17 protein-coding genes are annotated in these 22,454 nt (G+C 59.6%); 1 reads left to right on the forward strand and 16 read right to left on the reverse strand.

Features of this window, described 5'->3' with window-relative positions; translation table 11 throughout:
* Nucleotides 1-51: 51 nt before the first annotated feature.
* From C934_RS0120195 to C934_RS0120245, 11 genes are all read right to left on the reverse strand, one after another.
* Nucleotides 52-903: a carbohydrate ABC transporter permease gene (locus C934_RS0120195; protein WP_018858440.1), complete on the reverse strand. Its 852-nt coding sequence runs from the start codon at nucleotides 901-903 to the stop codon at nucleotides 52-54.
* Nucleotides 900-1,835 (reverse strand): carbohydrate ABC transporter permease, encoded by a 936-nt coding sequence (locus C934_RS0120200; RefSeq protein ID WP_018858441.1) that lies wholly within the window; start codon nucleotides 1,833-1,835, stop codon nucleotides 900-902. Before C934_RS0120200 ends, C934_RS0120195 begins: the two co-directional genes overlap by 4 nt.
* Nucleotides 1,828-2,928, reverse strand: a complete 1,101-nt coding sequence (locus C934_RS0120205; RefSeq protein ID WP_018858442.1) for an ABC transporter ATP-binding protein — start codon at nucleotides 2,926-2,928, stop codon at nucleotides 1,828-1,830. The genes C934_RS0120200 and C934_RS0120205 overlap by 8 nt, the downstream gene beginning before the upstream one ends.
* 245 nt (nucleotides 2,929-3,173) lie before the next feature.
* Nucleotides 3,174-4,685, reverse strand: coding sequence for an arabinosylfuranosidase ArfA (gene arfA, locus C934_RS0120210; RefSeq protein ID WP_018858443.1), 1,512 nt, complete (start codon nucleotides 4,683-4,685; stop codon nucleotides 3,174-3,176).
* 106 nt (nucleotides 4,686-4,791) lie between these two features.
* Nucleotides 4,792-5,718 carry an ArsR/SmtB family transcription factor gene (locus C934_RS0120215; protein ID WP_018858444.1) on the reverse strand — a complete coding sequence of 309 codons (927 nt, stop codon included), beginning with the start codon at nucleotides 5,716-5,718 and terminating at the stop codon, nucleotides 4,792-4,794.
* A 154-nt stretch (nucleotides 5,719-5,872) separates the two neighbouring features.
* Nucleotides 5,873-7,243 (reverse strand): alpha-glucosidase/alpha-galactosidase, encoded by a 1,371-nt coding sequence (locus tag C934_RS0120220; protein WP_018858445.1) that lies wholly within the window; start codon nucleotides 7,241-7,243, stop codon nucleotides 5,873-5,875.
* 21 nt (nucleotides 7,244-7,264) lie between these two features.
* Nucleotides 7,265-8,932, reverse strand: coding sequence for an ABC transporter ATP-binding protein (locus tag C934_RS0120225; protein WP_026371956.1), 1,668 nt, complete (start codon nucleotides 8,930-8,932; stop codon nucleotides 7,265-7,267).
* Between the two features lie 10 nt (nucleotides 8,933-8,942).
* On the reverse strand, nucleotides 8,943-10,076 hold the full coding sequence (locus C934_RS0120230; protein WP_018858447.1) for an ABC transporter permease: 1,134 nt from the start codon (nucleotides 10,074-10,076) through the stop codon (nucleotides 8,943-8,945).
* Nucleotide 10,077: 1 nt separating this feature from the next.
* Nucleotides 10,078-11,085, reverse strand: a complete 1,008-nt coding sequence (locus tag C934_RS0120235; protein WP_018858448.1) for an ABC transporter permease — start codon at nucleotides 11,083-11,085, stop codon at nucleotides 10,078-10,080.
* A gap of 112 nt (nucleotides 11,086-11,197) precedes the next feature.
* Nucleotides 11,198-13,285 (reverse strand): ABC transporter substrate-binding protein, encoded by a 2,088-nt coding sequence (locus C934_RS0120240; protein WP_018858449.1) that lies wholly within the window; start codon nucleotides 13,283-13,285, stop codon nucleotides 11,198-11,200.
* A 122-nt stretch (nucleotides 13,286-13,407) separates the two neighbouring features.
* Nucleotides 13,408-14,874: an alpha-glucosidase/alpha-galactosidase gene (locus tag C934_RS0120245; protein WP_018858450.1), complete on the reverse strand. Its 1,467-nt coding sequence runs from the start codon at nucleotides 14,872-14,874 to the stop codon at nucleotides 13,408-13,410.
* A gap of 203 nt (nucleotides 14,875-15,077) precedes the next feature.
* On the opposite strand from C934_RS0120245, the gene C934_RS0120250 reads away from it, so the two are divergent.
* Nucleotides 15,078-15,968: an AraC family transcriptional regulator gene (locus tag C934_RS0120250; RefSeq protein ID WP_018858451.1), complete on the forward strand. Its 891-nt coding sequence runs from the start codon at nucleotides 15,078-15,080 to the stop codon at nucleotides 15,966-15,968.
* A gap of 25 nt (nucleotides 15,969-15,993) precedes the next feature.
* Here C934_RS0120250 and C934_RS0120255 read toward each other — a convergent pair whose 3' ends face one another.
* The 5 genes from C934_RS0120255 to hemA all read right to left on the reverse strand — a co-directional run.
* Nucleotides 15,994-16,707 (reverse strand): DUF899 family protein, encoded by a 714-nt coding sequence (locus C934_RS0120255; protein ID WP_018858452.1) that lies wholly within the window; start codon nucleotides 16,705-16,707, stop codon nucleotides 15,994-15,996.
* Nucleotides 16,708-17,088: 381 nt separating this feature from the next.
* Nucleotides 17,089-17,835 (reverse strand): histidine phosphatase family protein, encoded by a 747-nt coding sequence (locus tag C934_RS0120260; protein WP_018858453.1) that lies wholly within the window; start codon nucleotides 17,833-17,835, stop codon nucleotides 17,089-17,091.
* Nucleotides 17,836-18,099: 264 nt separating this feature from the next.
* On the reverse strand, nucleotides 18,100-19,164 hold the full coding sequence (locus C934_RS0120265; RefSeq protein ID WP_026371957.1) for an SAM-dependent methyltransferase: 1,065 nt from the start codon (nucleotides 19,162-19,164) through the stop codon (nucleotides 18,100-18,102).
* Between the two features lie 248 nt (nucleotides 19,165-19,412).
* The gene (locus C934_RS0120270; RefSeq protein WP_026371958.1) at nucleotides 19,413-21,233 is read right to left on the reverse strand and encodes an ABC transporter transmembrane domain-containing protein; all 1,821 of its coding nucleotides are present in this window, start codon (nucleotides 21,231-21,233) and stop codon (nucleotides 19,413-19,415) included.
* A 389-nt stretch (nucleotides 21,234-21,622) separates the two neighbouring features.
* Nucleotides 21,623-22,454, reverse strand: an 832-nt coding sequence (hemA, locus tag C934_RS0120275; RefSeq protein WP_018858456.1) for a 5-aminolevulinate synthase, incomplete at its 5' end; no start/stop codon positions are given.

The raw sequence follows: 22,454 nt of genomic DNA on the forward strand, positions 1-22,454 counted from the left end.
CCCCCTCCTCGGGAGCCGGTTGCACTTAAAACGTGGTCTCTGTCGCCAGCCCTAGCGCACGGCGGTGCCGGATACGGCCGTCACCATGTATTTCTGGAAGAACAGGTAAAGGATCAGGATCGGCGCGCTGGCGAAGACTGCCTGGGACATCAGGAAGCCGAGACCTTGAGACTGAGCGAAATTCATCTGGGTCGAGGCGATCCCGACAGTCAGGGTAAACATCTCCTTGCGGGTGCCTGAGATCAGCGGCCAGAGATAGTCATTCCAGGCGCTGAAGAAGGTGAAGATGCCAAGCGTTGCCTGCGCCGGAATGGTGAGCGGCAAGAGCACCTTCCAGAAGATCTTGAAGCGGCTGGCGTTGTCGAGCAGGGCCGCCTCGTCCAGCTCCTTGGGGATGGCGCGAAAATACTGCGTCATCAGGAAGACGCCGAAGGGTGCGGAAAGCCCCGGCAGGATCAGCCCCGGATAGGTGTTGTGGAGCTTGAGCCAGCCAAAGATCTGCTGGCGGGCAATCAGCACGGCCTGTTCCGGCACGGCAAGGCCGAGCAGCACGATGACGAAAAGCAGGTTGCGGTAAGGAAAGTTCAGCCGGGCGAAGCCATAGCCGGCAAGCGAGGAAAGGACCAGCGTCGCGAGCGTCAGGCCACCCGCAACGATGGTGCTGTTTAACACCCAGCGGAAAACCGAGGAGGTGCCGATGACATCGATATAATTCTTGATCGTGTAGGGCGCGCGGAAGACGGAGTTCATGTCCAGCATGAGTTCCTTGTTGTCCTTCACGGAGAGCGCCACCACCCAGACCACCGGCGCCACCATGACGAGGGCCAGCGCGATCACCAGGCCGAGGATGATGCGGTCGCCCAAGGTGCGACCGACGATATTGCCCGAGACAGATCCGCTCATCCCTCTTCTCCCTTGCGCCGCGTGGCGATGTACTGCGCCATGGCGGCAATCAGGATCATAATGAACAGGACTTCGGAAGCGGCAGCACCGAGCCCCAGGTCCCACTTGGTGAAAGCGGCCTCGTAGATGTAGAGGACGACCGGCTTGGAGACATTGTTGGGGCCACCGTTCGTCATCAGTCGCGCCTGGCCGAAGAGCTGGAACTGCAAGACGATCTGGATGATGACGACGAGCACGAAGGTGCGCTTGATCGAGGGCAGCGTGATGTACCAGAGCGTGCGCCAGCGGCTGGCATTATCAAGGGCTGCCGCCTCGTAGATCTCGCCAGGCACCTGCTGCAGCGCCGAGAGGAAGAGCATCATCGGCAGGCCGATGCACCACCAAACGGTAGCGATCGCAATGCCGATCATGGCAAGCTGCGGATCGGAGAGAAAAGCCGGCGCGGTCGCCCCGAACCAGCCGTAGATCGTCGCCAGCAAACCGAAATTGCCGATGAAGACGATCCGCCAGATCAGCGTCACGATCGTCACCGACAGGACCGAAGAGGAAAAATAGAAGGCGCGCAGCACGGCGGCGGTGCGGGTGCGGCGGTTGAGCGCCAGCGCCAGCATCAGGCCGATGATCGCCAGCGCCGGTACCGTCAGGAAGACGAAATAGAAGGTGTTGCCGATCGCCTGCAGGAAGATGCGGTCGTTATAGAGGCGGATATAGTTGGTCAGGCCGACGAACTTGCCGACGCCAAAGGCGTCCGCCTTGTGCAGGCTCAGCCAGATGCCCCAGAAAAGCGGGACGACGAGAAGGGCCACGAAGACGAGGAGATAGGGCGCGACGAAGAGGGCATTGCGCCATTGCGGCGCATTGATGTTCTGGATGTTGCGCCGTACGGCGGCCGTAGCCGTCGCCTCGGCGCGATCGAGTGCCGCCTCAGCCATGACCGGCCTCCTCATTGTGCCAGGCGTGACCGGCATCATCGAAGAGATGCGTGCGCGTCCCGTCGAGCGCCAGCCCCACCTCGTCGCCGATTGCCACGCGGCTGTTGCCGATGTCCTCGGCAATGACGACGCTGCCATCCTTGAGGCGCGTATAAAGAAGGGTGCGATCGCCAAGACGCTCGAGGACATCCACCTTGCCCGTCGTCGTCGCGGCAACGCCGTTGGCGAGCTTGACGGCCTCGGCACGAATGCCCAGCGAGTACTCGCCACCCTTGACCCCAGCTGCGCGGATGGCGGTCTTGAGTTGCGTGCCGTCGGGAAGCCTTGCGCGCAGGAAACCGTTTTCTTCCGACAGGGCGACGGTCAGGAAGTTCATGGTCGGAGAGCCGACAAAAGTGGCGACGAACCGGCTTGCCGGACGCGAATAGATCTCCATCGGCGTGCCGATCTGCTCGATCTTGCGATTGTTCATGACGACAATGCGGTCGGCGAGCGTCATTGCCTCGATCTGATCATGCGTCACGAAGATCATCGTCGATCTCACCCGATTGCGCAGCTGGGCGAGTTCGACGCGGGTGCGAACGCGCAACGCCGCGTCGAGGTTGGACAGCGGCTCGTCGAAGAGGAACGCCTTCGGTTCCTTGACGATGGCGCGGCCAATGGCGACGCGCTGGCGCTGGCCGCCGGACAGCTGGCCAGGCTTGCGCTCCAGGAGGTGGCCGATCTCGAGCATGCGGGCTGCTTCGGCAATTCGCTTCGAGATCACATCGCTCGAAAGATTGATGTTGCGCAGTCCGAAGGCCATGTTGTCGGCGACCGTCATATGCGGGTAGAGCGCATAGGACTGGAACACCATGGCGATGTCGCGTTGACCGGGCGGCAACGTGTCGATGCGTTCGCCATTCATGGAGATCGTGCCGTCATCCACGCTTTCGAGCCCGGCGATCATGCGCAACAGCGTCGATTTTCCGCAGCCCGACGGCCCCAGGAAGACCAGGAACTCGTTGGCCTTGATCGACAGTGACAAGCCGTCGAGGACGGTCATCGAGCCGTAGCGCTTGGTGACATTCTGGATTTCGATATTGGCGGTCATCCGGCTGCTCCTGGATTGCAGTCAGAACCCGAAAAGCCGATATGGACACATGGCAGGCATGCTGAGAGCGAGTATGCATCCGCTTTTATCGGCGAATGTCCCTCAGTCAGTGATAGTGCCAAAACAGAAGCTGTCGCTCCCATCTCTTCCTCCCAGTGGCACGTCAAAACCGGTGCGCTGACGTTAAATCATACAATTGCTTTGTCAACACATCGTTTGATATGTATCAGCAAAGCGGATTTATATTATGCCTGCAGGCGGATCATCCTGTAGGAGAGCGGCGCGATCCTGGCGCTGAGCTTGCCATCGGCAAAGCTCGTGCCCGTGACGGCCTTCGCCACGACGTTATCGGGCTTGTCGGCGGTATTGGTGATGTTGAGATCCGAATGGGCCACGACCTGATCGTCGATGACCCGCAAGGCACCGAATTCCAAGAGGCTCGCATCGAGATCGAGCGTCTCGGTTCCGTGGCGGTTGACGATGAAGAAGGTCACCGTCTTCTTATCCGCATCATGGACCGCCGATACGTCGAGGTAGGGCACATCTCCAAGGTCGTCGACCTTGTAGCTCGGGCTGTCGACCATCAGTTTGAGCGCAGTTCCACGCCCGTAGACGGAAGCGAAATAGTAGGGATAGAAGATCGTCTGACGCCACGCCGGGCCGCCAGGGACCGTCATGATGGGTGCAATGACGTTGATGAGCTGCGCCAGGCAGGCAATTTTGACGACATCGGCGCGGTTGATGAAGGTGTTGAGGATGCAGCCAACCTGGAGCACGTCCTCGAAGTTGTAGTCGTCTTCCAGAAGGGCCGGCGCATGCGGCCAGCCATTGGCGCCGGCAAGCGTTGCCTTGTCGCGCTCCTTGGAGTGGTACCAGACGTTCCACTCGTCGAAGGAGATATAGACGTTCCTTGACGAGCGCTTCTTCGCCTTGACGTAATCGATGACGCCTGCGACCGTGCCGATATAATTGTCCAGCTCGATGCTGCGGGCGAGATAGTTGGCCGTGTTCTTGGCGCGGTTTTCGAAGTACATATGCAGCGAGATGTAGTCGACCTCATTGTAGGTGTGGTCGAGGACCGTTGCCTCCCACTCCGGATAGGTCGGCATGTGTGCGTTGGACGAGCCGCAGACGACGAGTTCGAGGGAGCTGTCAAAGGCGCGCATGGCCTTGGCGGTTTCGTGTGCCAGACGGCCATATTCGTCCGCCGTCTTGTGGCCGATCTGCCAGGGTCCGTCCATTTCGTTGCCGAGGCACCAGAGCTTGACGTCCCAGGGCTCCTTTCTTCCGTTGGCAATGCGCTTGTCACTCCACTCGCTGCCGCCAGAATGATTGACATATTCGAGGAAGTTGCGCGCCTCGTCGAGACCACGCGAACCGAGGTTGACGGCAAGCATCATCTCCGTATTCGCCGAGACACACCAATCGGCGAATTCGTGGATGCCGACCTGGTTGCTTTCGGATGTATGCCAGGCAAGGTCGAGGCGGGTCGGACGATCCTCCTTGGGGCCGATGCCGTCTTCCCAGTTGTAGGCCGAGACGAAATTGCCGCCGGGATAGCGCACGATCGGAACATTCAATTCCTTGACGAGATCGATGACGTCCCGGCGCATGCCGTTCTCGTCTGCGGTCGCATGATCCGGCTCGTAGATGCCCGTATAGACGGCCCGACCGAGATGCTCGATGAACGAGCCGTAAAGGCGCGGGTCGATGTCCGAGATCGTATATTTGCTGTGCGCTGTAACCGCGGCCTTCATGAGATCCTCCACTGTATCGTCATTTGTGATTTGTATCACAATTTGAGATGAATAAAGCGGAAGCCCGGGGCGTGGTCAAGGCCAAAATGCAGAAAATCGGACAGACTTACCGAGTCTTGAGACGCAGCAGAATGTCCTGGTCGTAATTGCCGAATCCGCGCCCGAAGATGTTGATGCCGCCAGGATGTTTGGCGTTGTCGCGCACACCGATGCGCAAGCGGATCGAATGGTGTTCGTCGAGCTTCAGGTCAGCGAGCGTGATCTCGGAAATGCGCAATCCATCGACAAAGGCGCCGTCATCATTGATGCGGAAGTTCTTCAGCTTGCCGTACTGCGATCCCTTCAGTTTCCACCAATCCGGGGTGAATACACCGCGTTTGTCGCCAAAATCACCCGGAGACGTCCAGGTTCCGATATCAACCCCGTTGACCGTCAGGGTTATGTCGGAGGGCCAGTCGGCGCTGGTACCGGGAACCTCGGAGCTTAGCTCCATCAGGAACTCGATTTCGCGGATGCTGGTATTCGTCAATCGCGCATTGTTGGGAAACTGATATTCAACATGCCCGCGTGTGAACCAGATGAGCCCCGCCTTCATGCGGTCGGGATCAAGGAAGGTATTGGGCACATCGAGCAACCCGATGATGCCGTCGGCCGAGCAAAGTCCGCAAGGCGCCGTCACCTCGAAGCTCGTATAGAGACCAAGCGGCATCGATACCTCGATCGCGTCTGGTTCAGTTTCCTTGATTTCATTCTTGAAGACCACCAGGATCTCGTCATAGACGCTGCGGCAGACCTTCTGATTGCCCTTGCGGGCCTTCTGGGTTTCCGTGTGGATAAGCCCCGCCTCTTCCAACAACTGGACGTTGGTCGACACGCTGGATTGCGGCAGATCAAGGATATCAGCTATTTCGTTGACGTTGAGCGCGCCCTTCTCGTGGAGAAGCTTCAACACCGCCACGCGAGCCGGCGATGCCAGTCCCTTGAGGATAGGCATACCCTCTTCGGGGTCGACGACAAGGAAGCTGCGGCTCATGGGGCTCCGATCGGCACAGGAAAAGATTACGCAATTGGTTCTATATCAGAGATATTGATTTAATCAATCGGGCTGCCGACTTTATGTGCCCGATAGCAAAAGTCCCGCGGCGATGCCGCGGGACCTCTTGGGGCCGTGACCGGGAGAGAGATGGTCAGGCGGCCTGAACCTTGCGGCCGGTGCGCGCCCATGCAGGCAACCAGTCACCGTGGGCGGCCAGCAGTTCGTCCACCATCGACCAGATCTGGTCGAGGTCGAGTTCGGCCGCTGTATGAGGATCCATCATGGCGGCGTGGTAGATATGCTCGCGATTTTCCGTCATCAGCGCCTGGACCGTCAGCTCCTGGACATTGATGTTGGTGCGCATGAGTGCCGTGAGCTGCGGCGGCAGGTTGCCGATGAACGTCGGCTGGATGCCGGATGCATCAACGAGGCACGGCACTTCGGCGGCGCAATTGGACGGCAGCGACGTGATGCAGCCATTGTTGCGGACGTTGCCGTAGATGACGGACGGCTCACCCGTCCATACCGAATTGATGATCGAGGACGCGTATTCCTTCGACTGCTTGACCTCGATCTTGTCGGCCGAACGGTAGGCCTCGGCCTGCCCCTTCCAGCGCTCGATCTGTTCGATGCAGCGCTTCGGATATTCGTCGAGCGGAATGCCGAACTTCTCGATCAGATCCTCGCGGCCCTCCTTGATGAAGTAAGGCGTATATTCGGCAAAATGCTCCGAGCTTTCAGTGACAAAGTAGCCGAGACGGGTCAGCATCTCGTAACGGACCTTGTTCGGGCATCGCGGGTTCCAGCCGGGCTTCGGCGCACGGCCTTCGCGATAGGCGCGCACGAGATCCGGATAGAGATCCTTGTAGGAGCCATCTGGCTGGCGATGCTCGAACTTCAGATAGAAGGCCATGTGATTGATGCCGGCCGAACGGTAACGGATATCCTCGTAGGGAATGTCGAGGTCGTGGGCCAGTTCCATTGCCGTGCCCTGCACGGAGTGGCAGAGACCGACCTGCCTGATCGTGGGATATTTTTCCGCGATCGCCCAGGTATTGATCGCCATCGGGTTGACATATTGCAGCATGATCGCCTCGGGGCAGACAGCGAGCATGTCCTCGCAAATCTTCCAGAGATGCGGCACTGTTCGCAGGCCCCGCATGATGCCGCCAACGCCAAGCGTATCGGCAATCGTCTGTCGCAGGCCGTATTTCTTCGGGACTTCGAAGTCGGTCACGGTGCAGGGCTCGTAGCCGCCGATCTGGAAGGCGACGACGACGAAGTCGGCGCCAGCCAGGGCCTTGCGCTGGTCTGAATAGGTTTCCGCCTTGGCCTTGACGCCAAGCGTCGAGATCAGCTTGTTGACAACGATGGCGCTTTCTTCGAGGCGCTGCGGGTTGATGTCCATCAAGGCGATGGTCGCACCCGACAGCGCCGGGCGCTGCAGCACGTCGCCGACGATGTTCTTCATGAAGACGGTGGAGCCAGCTCCGATGAACGTGATCTTGGGATTTCTTGCCATTATAACCTCCGGCATGTGCAATCAGGCGACCTCGAAAGCGGCTTTGACGAGCCGTTCCGTGTAGGCGGTCTTGGGATTGGTGAGAACTTCGTTGACGGGCCCCTCCTCCATGATCTTGCCATGCTGCATGACGATCACACGGTGGCAGAGGGCGCGCACGACCTTGAGATCGTGCGAGATGAAGAGGTAGCTGAGGCCGCGCTCGTCCTGCAGCTTGCGAAGCAGTTCGATGATCTGGGCCTGGACGGAAAGGTCGAGCGCCGAGGTCGGTTCATCGAGCAGGATGAACTCCGGCTCGAGCGCGATGGCGCGAGCGATCGCGATGCGCTGGCGTTGACCGCCGGAAAATTCATGCGGGAAACGCGACAGGATATTGCCCGGCATGCCTGCCGCAATCAGCGCCTCGCGAACACGATCGAGCCGCTCTGCCCTGGTCGCGCCCAGTTGGTTGACGACCAACCCTTCCTCGATGATCTGGCCGATCGTCATGCGCGGGTTGAGCGAGGAGAACGGATCCTGAAAGACGACCTGCATGCGTGAGCGAAGCGGCCGCATCTCGGCCCGGGATTTGCCATGGAGCGGCAGCTTGTCGAAGAAGATCTCTCCGCCATCAGGGTCGTTCAGTCGAAGCAGCGCCTGTCCGAAGGTCGTCTTGCCGGAGCCAGATTCACCGACAAGACCCAGCGTTTCGTGACGTCGTAGCGTCAGGTTCAGGCTGTCGACGGCGACCAGTTCCTTCAATTGCGGTTTGAAGAAACTGCCGTGGCGCATCATGAACGAGACCCTCACGTCGCGCGCCTCGAGGATAATGTCAGATCCTTCGGGCAACGGATTGGCCTGCCCACGCGGCTCGGAACCAAGAAGATGCCTGGTGTAGGCGTGCTGCGGATTGGCAAAGAGGCGCTCCGTCGTGTTGTGCTCGCGCATTTCACCATGCTGCATGACGTAGACATAGTCGGAGAACTTCTGCACCACCGTGAGGTCGTGAGTGATGAGGATCACCGCCATTCGCAGTTCCGTCTGGAGGCTGCGAATGAGATTGAGGATCTGGGCCTGCACGGTGACGTCAAGCGCCGTCGTCGGTTCGTCTGCAATCAGCACATCAGGATCGTTGGCAAGAGCCATGGCGATCATCACACGCTGCCGCTGCCCGCCCGACAGCTGGTGCGGATACTGCTTCAGCCGCGCTTCCGGATCGGGAATCTGTACATGGTTCAACAGCTCCAGGGCCCGTGCCTCGGCTTGTTTGCGGCTGATCTTGCGGTGGACACGGATCGCTTCGATGATCTGGCTGCCAATCGTATAGATCGGGTTCAGTGAACTCATCGGCTCCTGGAAGATCATCGAGATCCGGTCGCCGCGCAGTTTGCGACGCTGACGCTCAGAAAATGTCAGGATGTTGTTGCCGTCATAGTGGACGCTCGACTTGTCCGAGACGGTTGCACGCTTGGACAAAAGCCCCATGACCGTGCGGGCAGTCACGGACTTGCCGGAACCCGATTCACCGACAATGGCGATCGTTTCGCCGCGGTAGAGCTGAAAGGATATATCCTTCACCGCGTCGACGATGCCGTGCTCGACCTTGAACTTGACGCCGATATTGCGGGCGTCGATGACGGGTTTTTCCTGATGCGCCTCGTGGTCGTGGCGCACCGGCGGAGCGAAGGAATTGACGAGTGAGAGAGCCATCTTCATCACCTCAATAAGGATCGACCGCGTCGCGCAGACCGTCGCCCAGTGCATTGAAGGCGAAGACGGTGACCAGCACGAAGCCGACAGGCGCCAGGATCCAGGGGTAGGTCCCGATCACGGAGTAATTTGCGGTATCCTGCAGCATCAGGCCCCAGGAAATCAGCGGTGGCTTTACGGCGAAGCCGAGGAAGCCGAGGAACGATTCCAGCAACACGACGCTCGGGATATGCAGGGTGACCGCAACGATCACGTGGCTCATCACGTTCGGGAAAATGTGCTGGAAGATGATGCGCCGGTCAGTGGCGCCAACCGCCATGGCGGCGCGCACATAGTCTATACGGGCGAGTGCCAGCGTCTTCCCGCGAACTTCGCGCGACATTTGCGCCCAACCGAGTGCCGACATGACCACGATGACAAATGCCAGGAACACATTGGTTGGTGCGGTGACCGGGATCAGCGACGTCAGGGCCAGATAAAGCGGCAACTGCGGGAAGGCCAGGACGATTTCCACGAAGCGCTGCACCCATGCATCGAAGGTTCCGCCGAAATAGCCTGAGACCATGCCAACGGTTGTTCCGACAATGGTGACAATGAAGACCACGGTCAGCGCGATCATCAGCGAGATGCGTGAGCCGATGATGGCACGCGAGAGGATGTCACGACCAAACTTGTCGGTTCCGAGGAAATGGACCGGTTGGCCATCGACCGATCCGAAGAAATGCCGGTCGGCAGGAATGAGGCCAAGGAGCCTGTATTCAGCGCCTCTCACGAAGAAGCCGAGATAGCGCGGGTTGTTGTAGTCCGGCCCGACGATTGGCTGGAACGTGACCGGATCGAGTTCCTCGGATTCGCCGAGCGCATAGACGCGAGGCGGAAAGGCGAAGTTGCCGTCCTTGTCGCGCAGGCTGACCAGCTGAGGCGGGGCGAAGCCAACATCGGTCGCCTTTGGATCCATCGGCGCGAAGAAATCCGCAAAGATTGCCATGAAGAGCAGCAGACCGACGAGGATCAGGCCCATCATGCCTGTCCAGGAACGCCGCAGCCGGCGCCAGACGAGCGAAAGATAGCTTTCATTGCCGTTATGCGGGTGCTTGGTGATTTCCTCGTGCGGTGGCGGAGGAGCTGAATCGAAGGCGAGCATGTCAGGCTCCTCCGTACTGGCGGACGCGCGGGTCCAGCATGGCAAGCAGCATGTCCGCAATGATGTTGCCGACGATCAGCGTGGCGGAAAGCACCATCATGAAGGTGGCCGTGACGTAGACGTCGCCGATTGCCATGGAGCCGACGATCGCCGGTCCGACGGTTGGCAGCGAGAAGATGATCGCGGTCTCGATCTCGCCGGTCAGCATGTAGGGAAGCACGACGCCCTGATACATAACGAGCGGATGCAGCGCGTTCGGAACTGCGTGGCGCATGACAACAGCACTGCCGGAGAGGCCCTTGGCGCGAGCCGTTTCAACATATTGCGCGTTCAGCGTATCGAGCAGATTGCCGCGCATGACACGCATGTTGTAGGCGAGCCCGCCGAAGGTGGCGATGGCGACGACCGGCCAGACATGGCTGACGAGATCGACGAACTTTGCCCAGGACCACGGCGCCCCGCCAAATTGCGGCGAGAAGAAGCTGCCGATTTCCGAGACGTTGAACTGGAAGACCAGGAGGTAGACGATGATCAGCGCCATCAGGAAGCGCGGCACCGTCATGCCAAGGAAGGAGATGCCGGAAAGAAGGCTGTCGATCCAGCTATACTGGCGGGTTGCGGCCCAGATGCCGAAGCCAATGCCGAGCACGGATGCGAAGATGTGGCAGACGAGGGCCAGCGCCAGCGTGCGCGGCAGGCGTTCGGCCACGACATCGGCAACAGGCTTGTTGTAGAACATGCTGTAGCCGAAATCGCCGCGGGTAATGATGCCCTTGATCCAGTTGACGTACTGGATGACCATCGGTTGGTCGAGGCCGTGGGCGATCCGGTATGCCTGGGCCTGTTCATCCGCCTGCGCGAATGAGGCACCACTCTGATTGATCAGCTGCGAACGGATGTAGTCGGCATAGTCACCGGGCGGAGCCTGGATGATCGCGAAAGTCACGATGCTCAAAATGATGAGGACGGGAATCGCAGAGGCTATGCGCACGAGCAGGAATCGTAACATCGGACGGTTCGCTTCTCCTTGCCGCCGGTCGCGCCTGTCGGTGCGGCTGGCTTGTTGATATTGCCCGGCCGCGCTTCACGCGCGACCGGAGTCCTCGTTGGGAGGGGAGTTCTTAGTTGTTCGGACCTTTGTCGCCAGGCTTGCCAGGCAGCTGTTCGGGGAACAGCTCGTATTTGCCCTGCTTGTCGGCGGCCACCCACAGACGCTCGCGGATGACGGAGTCCTCGGCCCAGTTGAACATGAAGATCGGAGTACCCGCAGGAACGTTCGAGAAGCGCTTGTTGACGATCAGGGCACCCGGATATTCCGTGAGGCCAACCGTATCGACATTCTCGGTCGCAACCTTCTGGTACTGCTTCATCAGCTCGACCTTCTCGTTGTTGTCCTGACTGCTCTGGAACTTCGTGATGATATCGACCATCTTCTGTTCGTAGGGCATCAGGTCAACCTTGCCGTCCTTGCCGGCACGATGTTGCCAGCTCGTCCGCGGACCGACAGGCGCCAGCTGCTCGGTGTTCTGGACGACCGAGGCAAGCTCTGGCGAGCTGCGCTGGATCAACCAGTCGAAACGGCCGGCATAGTGGGCGTCGTCACGCTTCGGGCCATCCAACGCATTGAGAATGACCTTCAGGCCGAGCTTTTCCATCTGGCCGATGACACCCTCGGCAAGGCTCTTGTCCGTGGCGTAGGCATTGTTGACCAGAAGCACGATTTCGATGTTCTTGCCGCCTTCCGTTCCCGCCGGGAAGTTCAGGAAGCCATCGCCATCGGTGTCTTTCAGGCCGACCTTGGCGAGCAGTTCCTTCGCACCCTTGAGGTCGAACGGATAATAGACCACGGAGTTGCGATCATAGAAGCTCGTGCCCGATGAGAGGCCGCCGGGATAGATCGCCGTGAATGGACCCTTGACCAGCGAGTCGCCGATTGCCTTGCGGTCGAGACCCATGGTGACTGCCTTGCGGAAGTCTTCGTTCCGGTTGAGTTCACGGATCGCCTGGCCGCGGGCATCAGGGTCGCCCCATCCGTTTGCGGAGAGGTTCATGCGCATGTTGTAGCCGATCAGGCGTGGGCCGAAGGCCAAACGTGCCGGTGCCGTCTTTTCGGCTGCGCGCTTCAGCGAAGCCACGAAATTTTCGGGCTGCTCAAGATTGGAGAAGTCGCCGGAACCGGCAACGGCCTGCACGTCACGATCAGCCCAGGTGGACAGCTTGTAGTGCAACTCGTTGAGATAGGGCAGCTGGTTGCCCTTTTCGTCGACCTTCCAGTAGTAGGGGTTGCGGCGCATGACGATAATGTCGTCGGGACGGTATTCGACCGGCACCCAGGCACCCATGACCGGCATGTTCATGAATTCCGGCGGGAAGGCATTCTTGAACTGGTCGTAAGTGTTCTTCGAATACTTCGGATGCTGCGGCTTCAGGATATGCGACGGGCCCGGGCAGAAGCTCGGATAGGCCATCGTGTAGAGATACTGCTTCGGGAAAGCATCCTTGAAGGTCCATTCGACGGTGTAATCGTCGATCTTCTTGAGTGTCGTTCCCTCGCCGAAAGCCTCAGGCGATGCGCCGCCTCCAAGCGGCGAAACGTTCGGATCGATGACTTCGTCGTCCCAGTAGAACATGATGTCGTCGGCGTTGAACGGCGCGCCATCCGACCACTTGGCACCTTCAACCAGATGCATGGTAAGCTTGTGGCCATCCGGCGACCAGTCCCAGCTCTTGGCGAGGTTGGGAAGCGGCTCGGTGTCCTTTGCTTCGACCTGGAAGAGCGGCGCCGTGCGCGTCAGGCACTCCGACAGGCCGATATCGATGCCGCCCCAACCCTGTGTCTGGCCGGCGCCATAGTTCCAGCCTTCCGGCCGGCCGCCGATGACATGGCGCATCGTGTCGCCATAAACGCCGATGCCGTCGACCATGTTGTCGGTCTTGAAGACGAGAGGTTCCTTGGGCAGTCGATCCTTGACGGGCGGCAGCTTGCCGCTGTCGACGAAGTTCTTCGTGACCCAGTCCGGCTCGTGATACGCCGGAAGCGCCTTGAATTCCTCGATGGAGTCTCTCGATACGTATTTGATCTTGCCTTCCGCCGGAAACTGCGGCGGAACGGGCGGTGTCGTCGGCTCGGAAGCATAGGCGTTCAATGCCGAGACCGAGACGCTCAGCGCCAGTCCGGCAAGAATGCCAAGGTTGCGGATATTACTCATCGTCTCTCCCTTTGTTTTTCGGGGTGCTTGTGGCAGCCCCGCTTCTCCTCAAACGATCGGGCGACGGGCCTTCGGCGATGAGTTCCCTCCCGGAGCCCCATCGCCACCCGTGTCCGGAAGCTTCAGACGGCCTGCTTGAGTGCAGCCTTTTCGGCACGCAGCTCGTCGATGGAACGGACGTTGCGACGGGCGGCACCTGCCCAGTCGCGGGTCTTGACAGTCGATTTCGCCAGACGTTCCTTGGCAGCCGGGATTGCATCCGCATATTGCGGCAACCAGCGCGCCTGGGCGACGACCATCTCGTCGACCATCTGCCAGACCTCCTCCGGCGTCGCGACGGCACCGACCAGCGGATCGTGCAGAACGGCGAGCTTCAAAAGGTCGATATCGCCGCTGATGGCCGCATGAACCGACATGCGTTGAACGTTGATCGACGCCATGCAGGTGGCCGCGCATGCTTCGGGGATCGTGATCCCGGAAACCATGTTGATGCCGAAGCGGTCGACGAAGCCGGGGGACTCGATAATCGCATCGGCCGGCAGGTTGGTGATGATCCCATTGTTCTTGAGGTTGAAGTGGCCGCGGTAGACACGTCCGGTTTCGAGGGCTTCAAGAATATGGCTCGCATGCTCGTTCGAACGCTTGGCCCGATCGATCGGTTTCGATGCCGACTCCAGGAATTGCGGGAATTCGGTTTCGAACCAGTTGCGGGTCTCGGTGGAGTGACGAAGATAACCGCCGGTTTCGCCATGGATCCAGTCGGACATGTCGATCCACTTGGTGATCTCGTCGGGGCGCTTGCGGTACCAGGGAAGATACTCGGACAGATGGCCGTTGCTTTCCGTGGAGTAGACCCCGAACCGCTTCAGCACGTCGATGCGCAGCTTTTCCTGCTGCGAGAAGACCGGATGGGCTTCGAAGGCGGCAACCAGCTCGTCCTTGCCGATCTTGCGGCCGTTGAGTTTTAGATCGACAAACCAGGTCTGGTGGTTGATGCCAGAGCAGATGTAGTCGAGTTCGGACGGCGATTTCGCGCCGAGCACCTCAGCGATCTGTTCGGCGCCATGCTGGACCCCATGGCAGAGACCGACCGTATCGACCTTGCCGTATTCAATGGCGGCCCAGGTATTCATTGCCATCGGATTTGCGTAGTTCAGGAACTTCGCACCCGGCTCTGCGACTTCACGGATGTCTTTGCAGAAATCCAGAATGACAGGAATATTGCGCTGGCCGTAGAGAATGCCGCCGGCGCAGATCGTATCGCCGACACACTGGTCGATGCCGTACTTCAGCGGAATGCGGATGTCATCGGCGTAGGCTTCCAGCCCGCCGACGCGCACGCAGCTGATGACATAGCGCGCACCCGTCAGTGCCTCGCGGCGGTTCGTCGTCGCCGTAACCCTGGTTGGCAGCTTGTTGGACGAAACGATCGTGTCGAGGATCTGCTTGATCATCTGCAGATTATGTTCGCTCATGTCGGTAAGCGCGAACTCAACGTCCTGGAATTCCGGCACACAGAGGATGTCGGTGAACAGTTTTTTTGTGAAGCCGACGCTGCCTGCGCCGATGATAGCGATTTTGAAACTCATGATCCTTGCCTCAATGCGATCAAATTTGCCGGCGCTGAACGATGAGAAGAAGAAATGGACCGGGACTTGCGCCCGACACCAAAAAAGGCCAGAAATCCGGCTTATTCTCCTCCCTGCCGCTCCTCGGTGCAGGCGGTGTTCTCTCTCTTGGGGGCGGATTATGCGCATATTCGGCGGGGCCGCCAGAGAAGGATTATGCTTTCATGGGTAATTTTGTGCTGCAACAATTGATTGACAACGGGCCGGTCATGAGGACCGTGTCGCTGCCGCGTGGCCGCCAGAGCCTGCACACAATGCCGACCAGCACGGGCTACGAGATCCGAGAAAATGCGACCTACGACTGGGATGGCAGAAAGCGCGGCCAAACACCGTTCACCGTCCTGCAACACACGATCAAAGGCGCGGGCAACCTGCGTTACGAGAATCGCCAGCTTCGCGTGAAAGAAGGCGAGACACTGCTCGTGCTCGTCCCGCACAATCACCGCTATTGGCTTGAAGAGGGGGACCGCTGGGAATTTTTCTGGATTTCGATGAATGGCGAGGAGGCGCTGCGCATCCACCGCTCGATCCTCGCGGTGACCGGACCGATCCTGAAACTACAACCGCAAACGATCGAGCATCTGGCAGATTGCAGTCTCCGGCTGATCAATGGCGCGGAGACGCCCGGCCTGGCTTCGGCAATCGCCTATGAGGCGGCCATGGCGCTGTACGACGATGTCTTCGGTTCGCATCCTGTTTTCAGTGAAGAATACCGGACGATGCAGCATGTCATCGACTACATCATGGCGAATTTGGAACGTCCTCTGCCGGTCGAGGATCTTGCGCGGGTCGCAGGCCTCAGCCGGGCACATTTCTCGCGAATGTTCGCAGCCAACGAGGGCCTGCCGCCCGCCGAGTTCGTCCTGCAGAAACGACTGAAGCGGGCCGTCAAACTGTTGACCAAGACCGCGAACATGCCCGTCAAGGAGGTCGCAATCCGCTCAGGCTTCGAGGACGCGAACTATTTTTCCAAGGTCTTTCGGCGCATCTATGGCACGAACCCGACCGAGTTTCGTACCACGGGCATGTATGCGAGCGTCGGCAGGCGAGGCTGACGCCCGCCTTACAGGCGGCCATGCCCTACGGCCTACTGCTATAGGCAAGGCTCGGATACCAGCTCGGCGGCCGCCCATCCGGCGTTGTGTCGAGCACGGTCCACAGCGGCATGAAATCCGGCGCGCCGCGCGGATCCTGGCCGGGATCGGCAGTTGCGGGGCCCATTTCCGGGTTCCAGAAGTGATGGATGACGCCATCCTTGATCGTGAAGACGTTATAGGCAGCGTCATCGCCGCCATCAGGACCGATGGCGTGATAGTCGCGACTGAATTCGTCCGTCGTGTCGGAGTAGAGTGGCAAGTGATGCCAGCCGCGCTCCTTCTTGAACGCCAATAAACGTTCAATCGGCGAGCGCGCGACGACGGCAAAGGCGACCTGCTGGCAAATATCGGGGACTTCTCCGTCGAGCGCCGACAGCATGGACGTACACATCGGGCATGGTCGTTCGCGTTGCGGCCCATACATGTAGCTGTAAATCACCAATGTGGATCTGCCCCCGAACAGGTCTCTCAAGGTAACCTCGCCATCGGCGCCCTGGAAGCGATAGTCCTTCCGGACCTGACCGCCTGGCGGCAGTGCGCGGCGCTGCTCGGCAACGCGTTCGATATGTCGGCGCAACTCGATTTCCTCGGCGAGCAATTCATCGCGGGCCTGCCGATACTCGGGGCTTTCGTTCGGAAAACTGAGGCCGTTTCTTCTGGCCAGCTCCCGCGCGGAAACAAGATTGTTCGCATCCATCACATCAACTCCTCCAGATATTGAAAGGACGACTGGGCGGATTCCGTAACCGCAGTCTAACAAGGAACGTTTGGGGACGGCCAGAATCGACAACACGTTCTGACTTTTTCATGGTCCCGCAAGATTTCCTTTCCCAGGCGCTTGATTTTGCTAGCCGACTATCCGCCTTGCAGATGGACCATATTCGCGTGTCTCAGGCTGTGGCCCCTTCCCCGCTCCGATTTGCGACCTATGTCCTCCTTGTCCTTCATCTCCTGGAAGGACGAGGGAGGCTTCGAGGCATCGTGGCAACCGGTGCTTCGAACCCTCCCTCCAATGGAGGCCCTTCATGCCCCGGGGTCGAAGCAGTCGCACTTTTCTGGATATGCGATAGCGGCGGGTCTATGGCGTGGCTTTCGGCGTGAGCGTCAGTTCGGATCCATAGGCATCGCGCAGCTCTTCATCCCCGGCTTTGCGGTCTTCGGCCTTGTGCAACAGGGTTGATCTGAAGCCGCGCGAGTGTGTCCCGGCGATTAAAGTCACGTCGGAATTTCCAGGATTGTCGGAGCGCTCGAACCAATCGACGGCATGGTGGAGAAAGTTCATTTCGAACGCTCTGTTGGTGACACCATGGCCAACGACGATCAGGTCGTTGTTGTCATCGCGCACGTCATTCGTCACGGTTTGAAGGAATAGACGAAGCCGCTGGGCCACATCCGCCCGGCTCTCGCCATCGGGTGGCCTTGCGTAGAACTTCCCGCTGTTGCTCCGCAATCTCGCCCATTTCTCGAACTCATCAGGAAATTTCTGTCTTCGCTCCGCGTGGTCATAGATTTCGGTGAAGAGACCGAAATCCTGCTCGCGCAACAGGTAGTCCTCACGAACGCTCCTGACCAATCCGGGAGGCAGCGCCTCCAGCAAGGCGTCCTTGCTTTGCCGCGTCCGCATATAGGGAGAATACCAGACGTCAAGTTGTCGTATCTGTCCGCGCGGCAATTCGGCAAGATAGGCTGCGATCGCTCGCCCGGCCGCCAGTGCTTGCCGATACCCCCACTGCGTCAACGGAACATTATGGTCGCCGAACTGCCGGTAGGCTTGTTCATTGATATTGCCAAGCGATTCGCCGTGTCGAACGAGGAAGATATGCATCAGCCGCCGCTTTCGATATCCGATGCGCTTATCATGAAGTGAGAGCCGGCTTGCTGCAATGTAGAAGTCGCAGCAAGCTTATGGCGCCCACCATTCACCGGGCCGGCTGTCGGGGCGGGACGGGACGGGACGGGACGGAAAAGACCTTCAGAGCCTCTCTCAAGAGGGCTGCCCGGATAGAACATACCCGTATTGGCAGAAGGAGATTTGTTGGCATAAGGATCATTGAGAATGTCAAATTTCCGCCGCGCGCCAATTCTCTGGCTAGGCTCGTTTGGATAACACCACGGCGGCCATGTAGGGTTCGTGAGGCCGGGGACCTTCAACCAGTCTACGCTCAAACCGTTTGAACAGTTCAGCGACAAATGCGGCCGGATTGCGATATGGCTCGATCAAGCTCGCGATTGTCGGCTCGCACCAGGCTTGCATCATTGCCGTGTGACGCTTGGCGAACGCCAACACATCGCCGTTCCTTTCGAATTGCTCCCAACAAGGATCCGTGAGTCTGACGAGATCCAGATGCTCGAGTTCTAGATCGGCGAAATTTTCGACTTTCAAGAACGGTTTCCTGATCTCCTCCAAGGTCCGTATGCCGATCGGTATTGTTATGCGGGTCTGCTCTCGTTCCGAAAGCCAGCCATCCGTCCTCATGTCGCTCAATGCCGACCAGAGCTCGCCAAGGAGCCATTCCCAACCCGTGATGTCGGCTGTGCGGGCCGTAAAGCCCGCCACGAGTTTCCCGCCAGGGCGCATTTCCCGTGACCTTAGGACCAGGAAGCGCTCCCAATCTTTCGCCTGTTGTCGCTTTACCGCAGAAACCACTGCAGGCGTGGCACTCATTCCAGCGAGAATGTGATCAGGCGCTTCGATCATTCCGGTACTCATCCACTGCAATGACCACGTCGACCATCCGAGATCCACGCGTTGACGTGGGAACAATGGCTCGAAATACGACCTGCCGATCGCAGAAGGAAAAACATCAGAAGCTTCATTCATGTAGCTGTCAGGGCTTGAAGAAAGCGCTTCAAACAGAGCCGAAAAATCATTCGTGGGTAGGTCAGTGTGGACGACTTCGATTGGCACGGATGGGCCCGACCGGAGCCTCAACGCCTCAATCGCCACGCGCATGGGGGTCATCGAATTGCGGCCTTGTGAGGAACCATAATCGACGATGGTGAAGGGACCTTCGCCCGCGGCAATTGTCCGGCACGCCGTTTCCCACAATGAAAGGAGTGCTGAAATGCCAGTGGCCTGCATTGAGGAATGACGGTTGTAGAAGCCGTCTCCTTTCATTGCCGCCAGATGAGATCGCGGTGGATCGTTTGGCATGTCCGAGCCTCGCTTGGCTTAGCGGCAGCTTAACAAACCGACCCTAAATTGGCGAGCCAATCCCCAAACAGGGGCTGAAGACTTTGCGTACACAGAAACGCCTTCATCGCACGTCCTGCGCGTCACCACGACCTCAGCGCACCACTTCCCCGCGGCCGGTCGCAAGGTTTGGTTCGTCATCCCACCCTCGCCCGCAGGCGAACCAGCTCGCATCGCTGCATCGACCGGTGTGCGGTTTGGATGGCGCCTCACGCTGCGTCCAGCTCGGAGTCGGTGGCGGGCCCCTTGAACTGGAGTTCGGCCAGCCGTTTGTAGAGGCCGCCGTTGCGCATTAGGGAGGCGTGCGTTCCTTGCTCGACGATCCGGCCCGCGTCGACCACAAGGATCCTGTCGGCCTTGAGAACGGTCGCAAGTCTGTGAGCGATCACGATGGTCGATCGATTGTCCATGAGCTGTTCCAAGCCCTCCTGCACGAGCTGCTCGTTCTCGGCGTCAAGCGACGCGGTTGCCTCATCGAGCAGGAGGACAGGGGCGTCCTTCAGTATAGCGCGGGCAATCGCCAACCGCTGCCGCTGTCCTCCAGAAAGGGTCAGACCCCTTTCGCCTACGACAGTGTCGTATCCATTCTCAAGGCCTGTGATGAAACCATGCGCCTGGGCCTTGATCGCGGCTGCGACGACCTCGTCCCGTGTTGCGTCGGGTCTTCCGAACGCGATGTTTTCAAAGATGGTGGTCGCGAAAATCGTCACCTCTTGTGGCACGATCGAAATCTCCTTGCGGAGGTCTCGCGGGGCGATGGAGCGCACGTCTCGTCCATCGATGGAAAGGCGTCCGGCGCTGCCGTCATAGAATCCGAGCAGAAGCGAAAAGACCGTGCTCTTTCCGGCACCCGATGGCCCGACAAGAGCGACCGTCTCTCCCGGAGAGACCGTCATGGAAAGTCCGGCGAGGATTTCTTTCTGGGGGGTGTTGGGATAGGAGAAATGCAGATCTGATACCTCGATGCCACCGCGGACGGGGCTGCGAAGCGGCATGCTTGCCTCAGGCTCGCGATCATAGGTTTGTTCATTCAAAAGCTCGAAGAGCCGACCGGCGGCGCCTGCTGCCTGCGCCAGCTCACCCCAGACTTCCGATAGAGAGCCCAAGGAGCCGGCTGCAATCACCGAGTAGATCAGAAACTGACTGAGACTTCCTGGCGAGAGCGTGCCGGCGAGGACGCTCTGCGCCCCGAGCCAGAGGACGCCGACCACACTGCCGAATATGAGTGCGATGGCAAAGCCTGTCAGGCAAGCGCGCGAGCGTGCCGCCGCAATGGATTTGCCGTAGGACATTTCGACGTCGCAGACATACCGTTGACGGGCAGCATCTTCGGCGTTGAAAGACTGCACCGTCCGGTTTGCCGCAATGATTTCGCTGGCATAGGCGGAGGCGCTCGCAAGCGAGTCCTGGGCCGCTCGGGACTTTTTCCTGACTGAGCGGCCGAAGACAATCAGCGGTGCGAGGATCAAGGGGATCACCGCGAGGGCGATCGATGACAGGCCAGGACTTGTCACGAACATCATGCCGAGGGCGCCCGCGCACAGGATTGAGTTTCTCAACGCCACCGAAGCTGTCAGACTGACCGCCGTCTTGATCTGGACAGTGTCACCGGTGAGACGCGAGGCAATTTCGCCGGAGTGGTTCGAATCGAAGAACTGGGCGGGAAGTGACAGGACGTGGCCAAAGACCTTCTTCCGGAGATCGGCTACCAGGCGTTCTCCCAGTGCCGTCACGAAATAGTATCGAAGAGCGCTGGCAATTGCCAACGCCACTGCCAGGGCCATTGCCATCAGGAAGTAGCGGTTTATGAATTCGCCATCGCCCTGCCCGAAGCCGTTGTCAATCATGCGCCGAACGGCCATCGGTAGCGCAAGCGAAATCAAGGCTGCGGCGGTGAGGGCAAGCGTCGCGCCGATTGTCAATCGTCGGTGGCTTCCAAGAAGAGGAACAAGCCTCCGCAGGTGCGCCACGGCCTGCCGCCTCGACGGCACCGGACCTTCCTTTTCATCTGCTTGATCATTCTGCGCGATGGCAGCTTGCCGGTCGTGTTGAGCTATCATCAAGGCCGTCTTCTCCTGAGGAATTCGATAACGTCTTGTCCACCGGAAGGACCAATGCGTCTTTGATCGCGATCAATTATTGGCGAGCCTTCTGGCCATGCCGGGGGCTGCCGAACGGGTGTGGTTTCCTTGCCCGCCGGCGACTGACACCCTCTTCAGCTTGGCAGGAGGCGGTCGACACGGCCGGGAACAGTCGCCAATACTTTCTCCAAGCATCGTCGCCCTGGCAGAGCCTTGTCCGTTGCGGGTTGCGTTCTGGTGTCCGTGGCGTATGGCTCATTTCGAACGAGCGAACTCCTTGATCATCCACGGGCAATACGAGCACTATCGCTCGCAATCGCCCGCCCGAATAGCGCTGGCTAGGCAACGTGCCGCGCCAGTGCGCAGCGCGCCCAGAGCGAATGCAGCGCCTCGACGAGATGCTCGATGTCGGCGTCGCTGTGCAGCGGCGTCGGAGTGATGCGCAGCCGCTCGGTCTTCTTCGGCACCGTCGGGTAGTTGATCGGCTGCACATAGACACCGCAATTGTCGAGCAGCAGGTCGGAGATCCACTTGCACTTGGCGGCATCGCCAACCATGACCGGCACGATGTGGCTCGGGTTCGGCATGTGCGGAATGCCGCGCTGATCGAGCAGCGCCCTCAGCTTGCGGACACGATCCTGGTGGCGCGCCCGCTCGAACGGGCTGACCTTCAGATGCTGGATCGAGGCAACCGCACCGGCAGCAAGGGCCGGCGGCAGCGCCGTCGTGAAGATGAAACCAGAGGCAAACGAGCGGATGAAGTCGCACAGCGCCGTCGAGGCGGCGATGTAGCCGCCCATGACGCCGAATGCCTTGCCGAGCGTGCCCTCGATGACCGTCAGGCGGTCCATCAGGCCCTCGCGCTCGGCAATGCCGCCGCCGCGCGGACCATACATGCCGACGGCATGGACTTCGTCGAGATAGGTCATCGCGCCGTATTTGTCGGCGAGGTCGCAGATCTCCTTGATCGGGGCGATGTCGCCATCAATCGAATAGACCGATTCGAAGGCGATCAGCTTCGGCGCCTTCGGATCGGCGGCGGCCAGCTTGGCTTCGAGATCATGGATGTCGTTGTGCTTCCAGATCACCTTGTCGCACTTGGCGTAGCGAATGCCTTCGATCATCGACGCATGGTTCAAGGCGTCGGAGAAGATGATCAGGCCGGGGATC

This window comes from Rhizobium sp. 42MFCr.1, from assembly GCF_000377185.1.
Lineage (GTDB): Bacteria > Pseudomonadota > Alphaproteobacteria > Rhizobiales > Rhizobiaceae > Rhizobium > Rhizobium altiplani.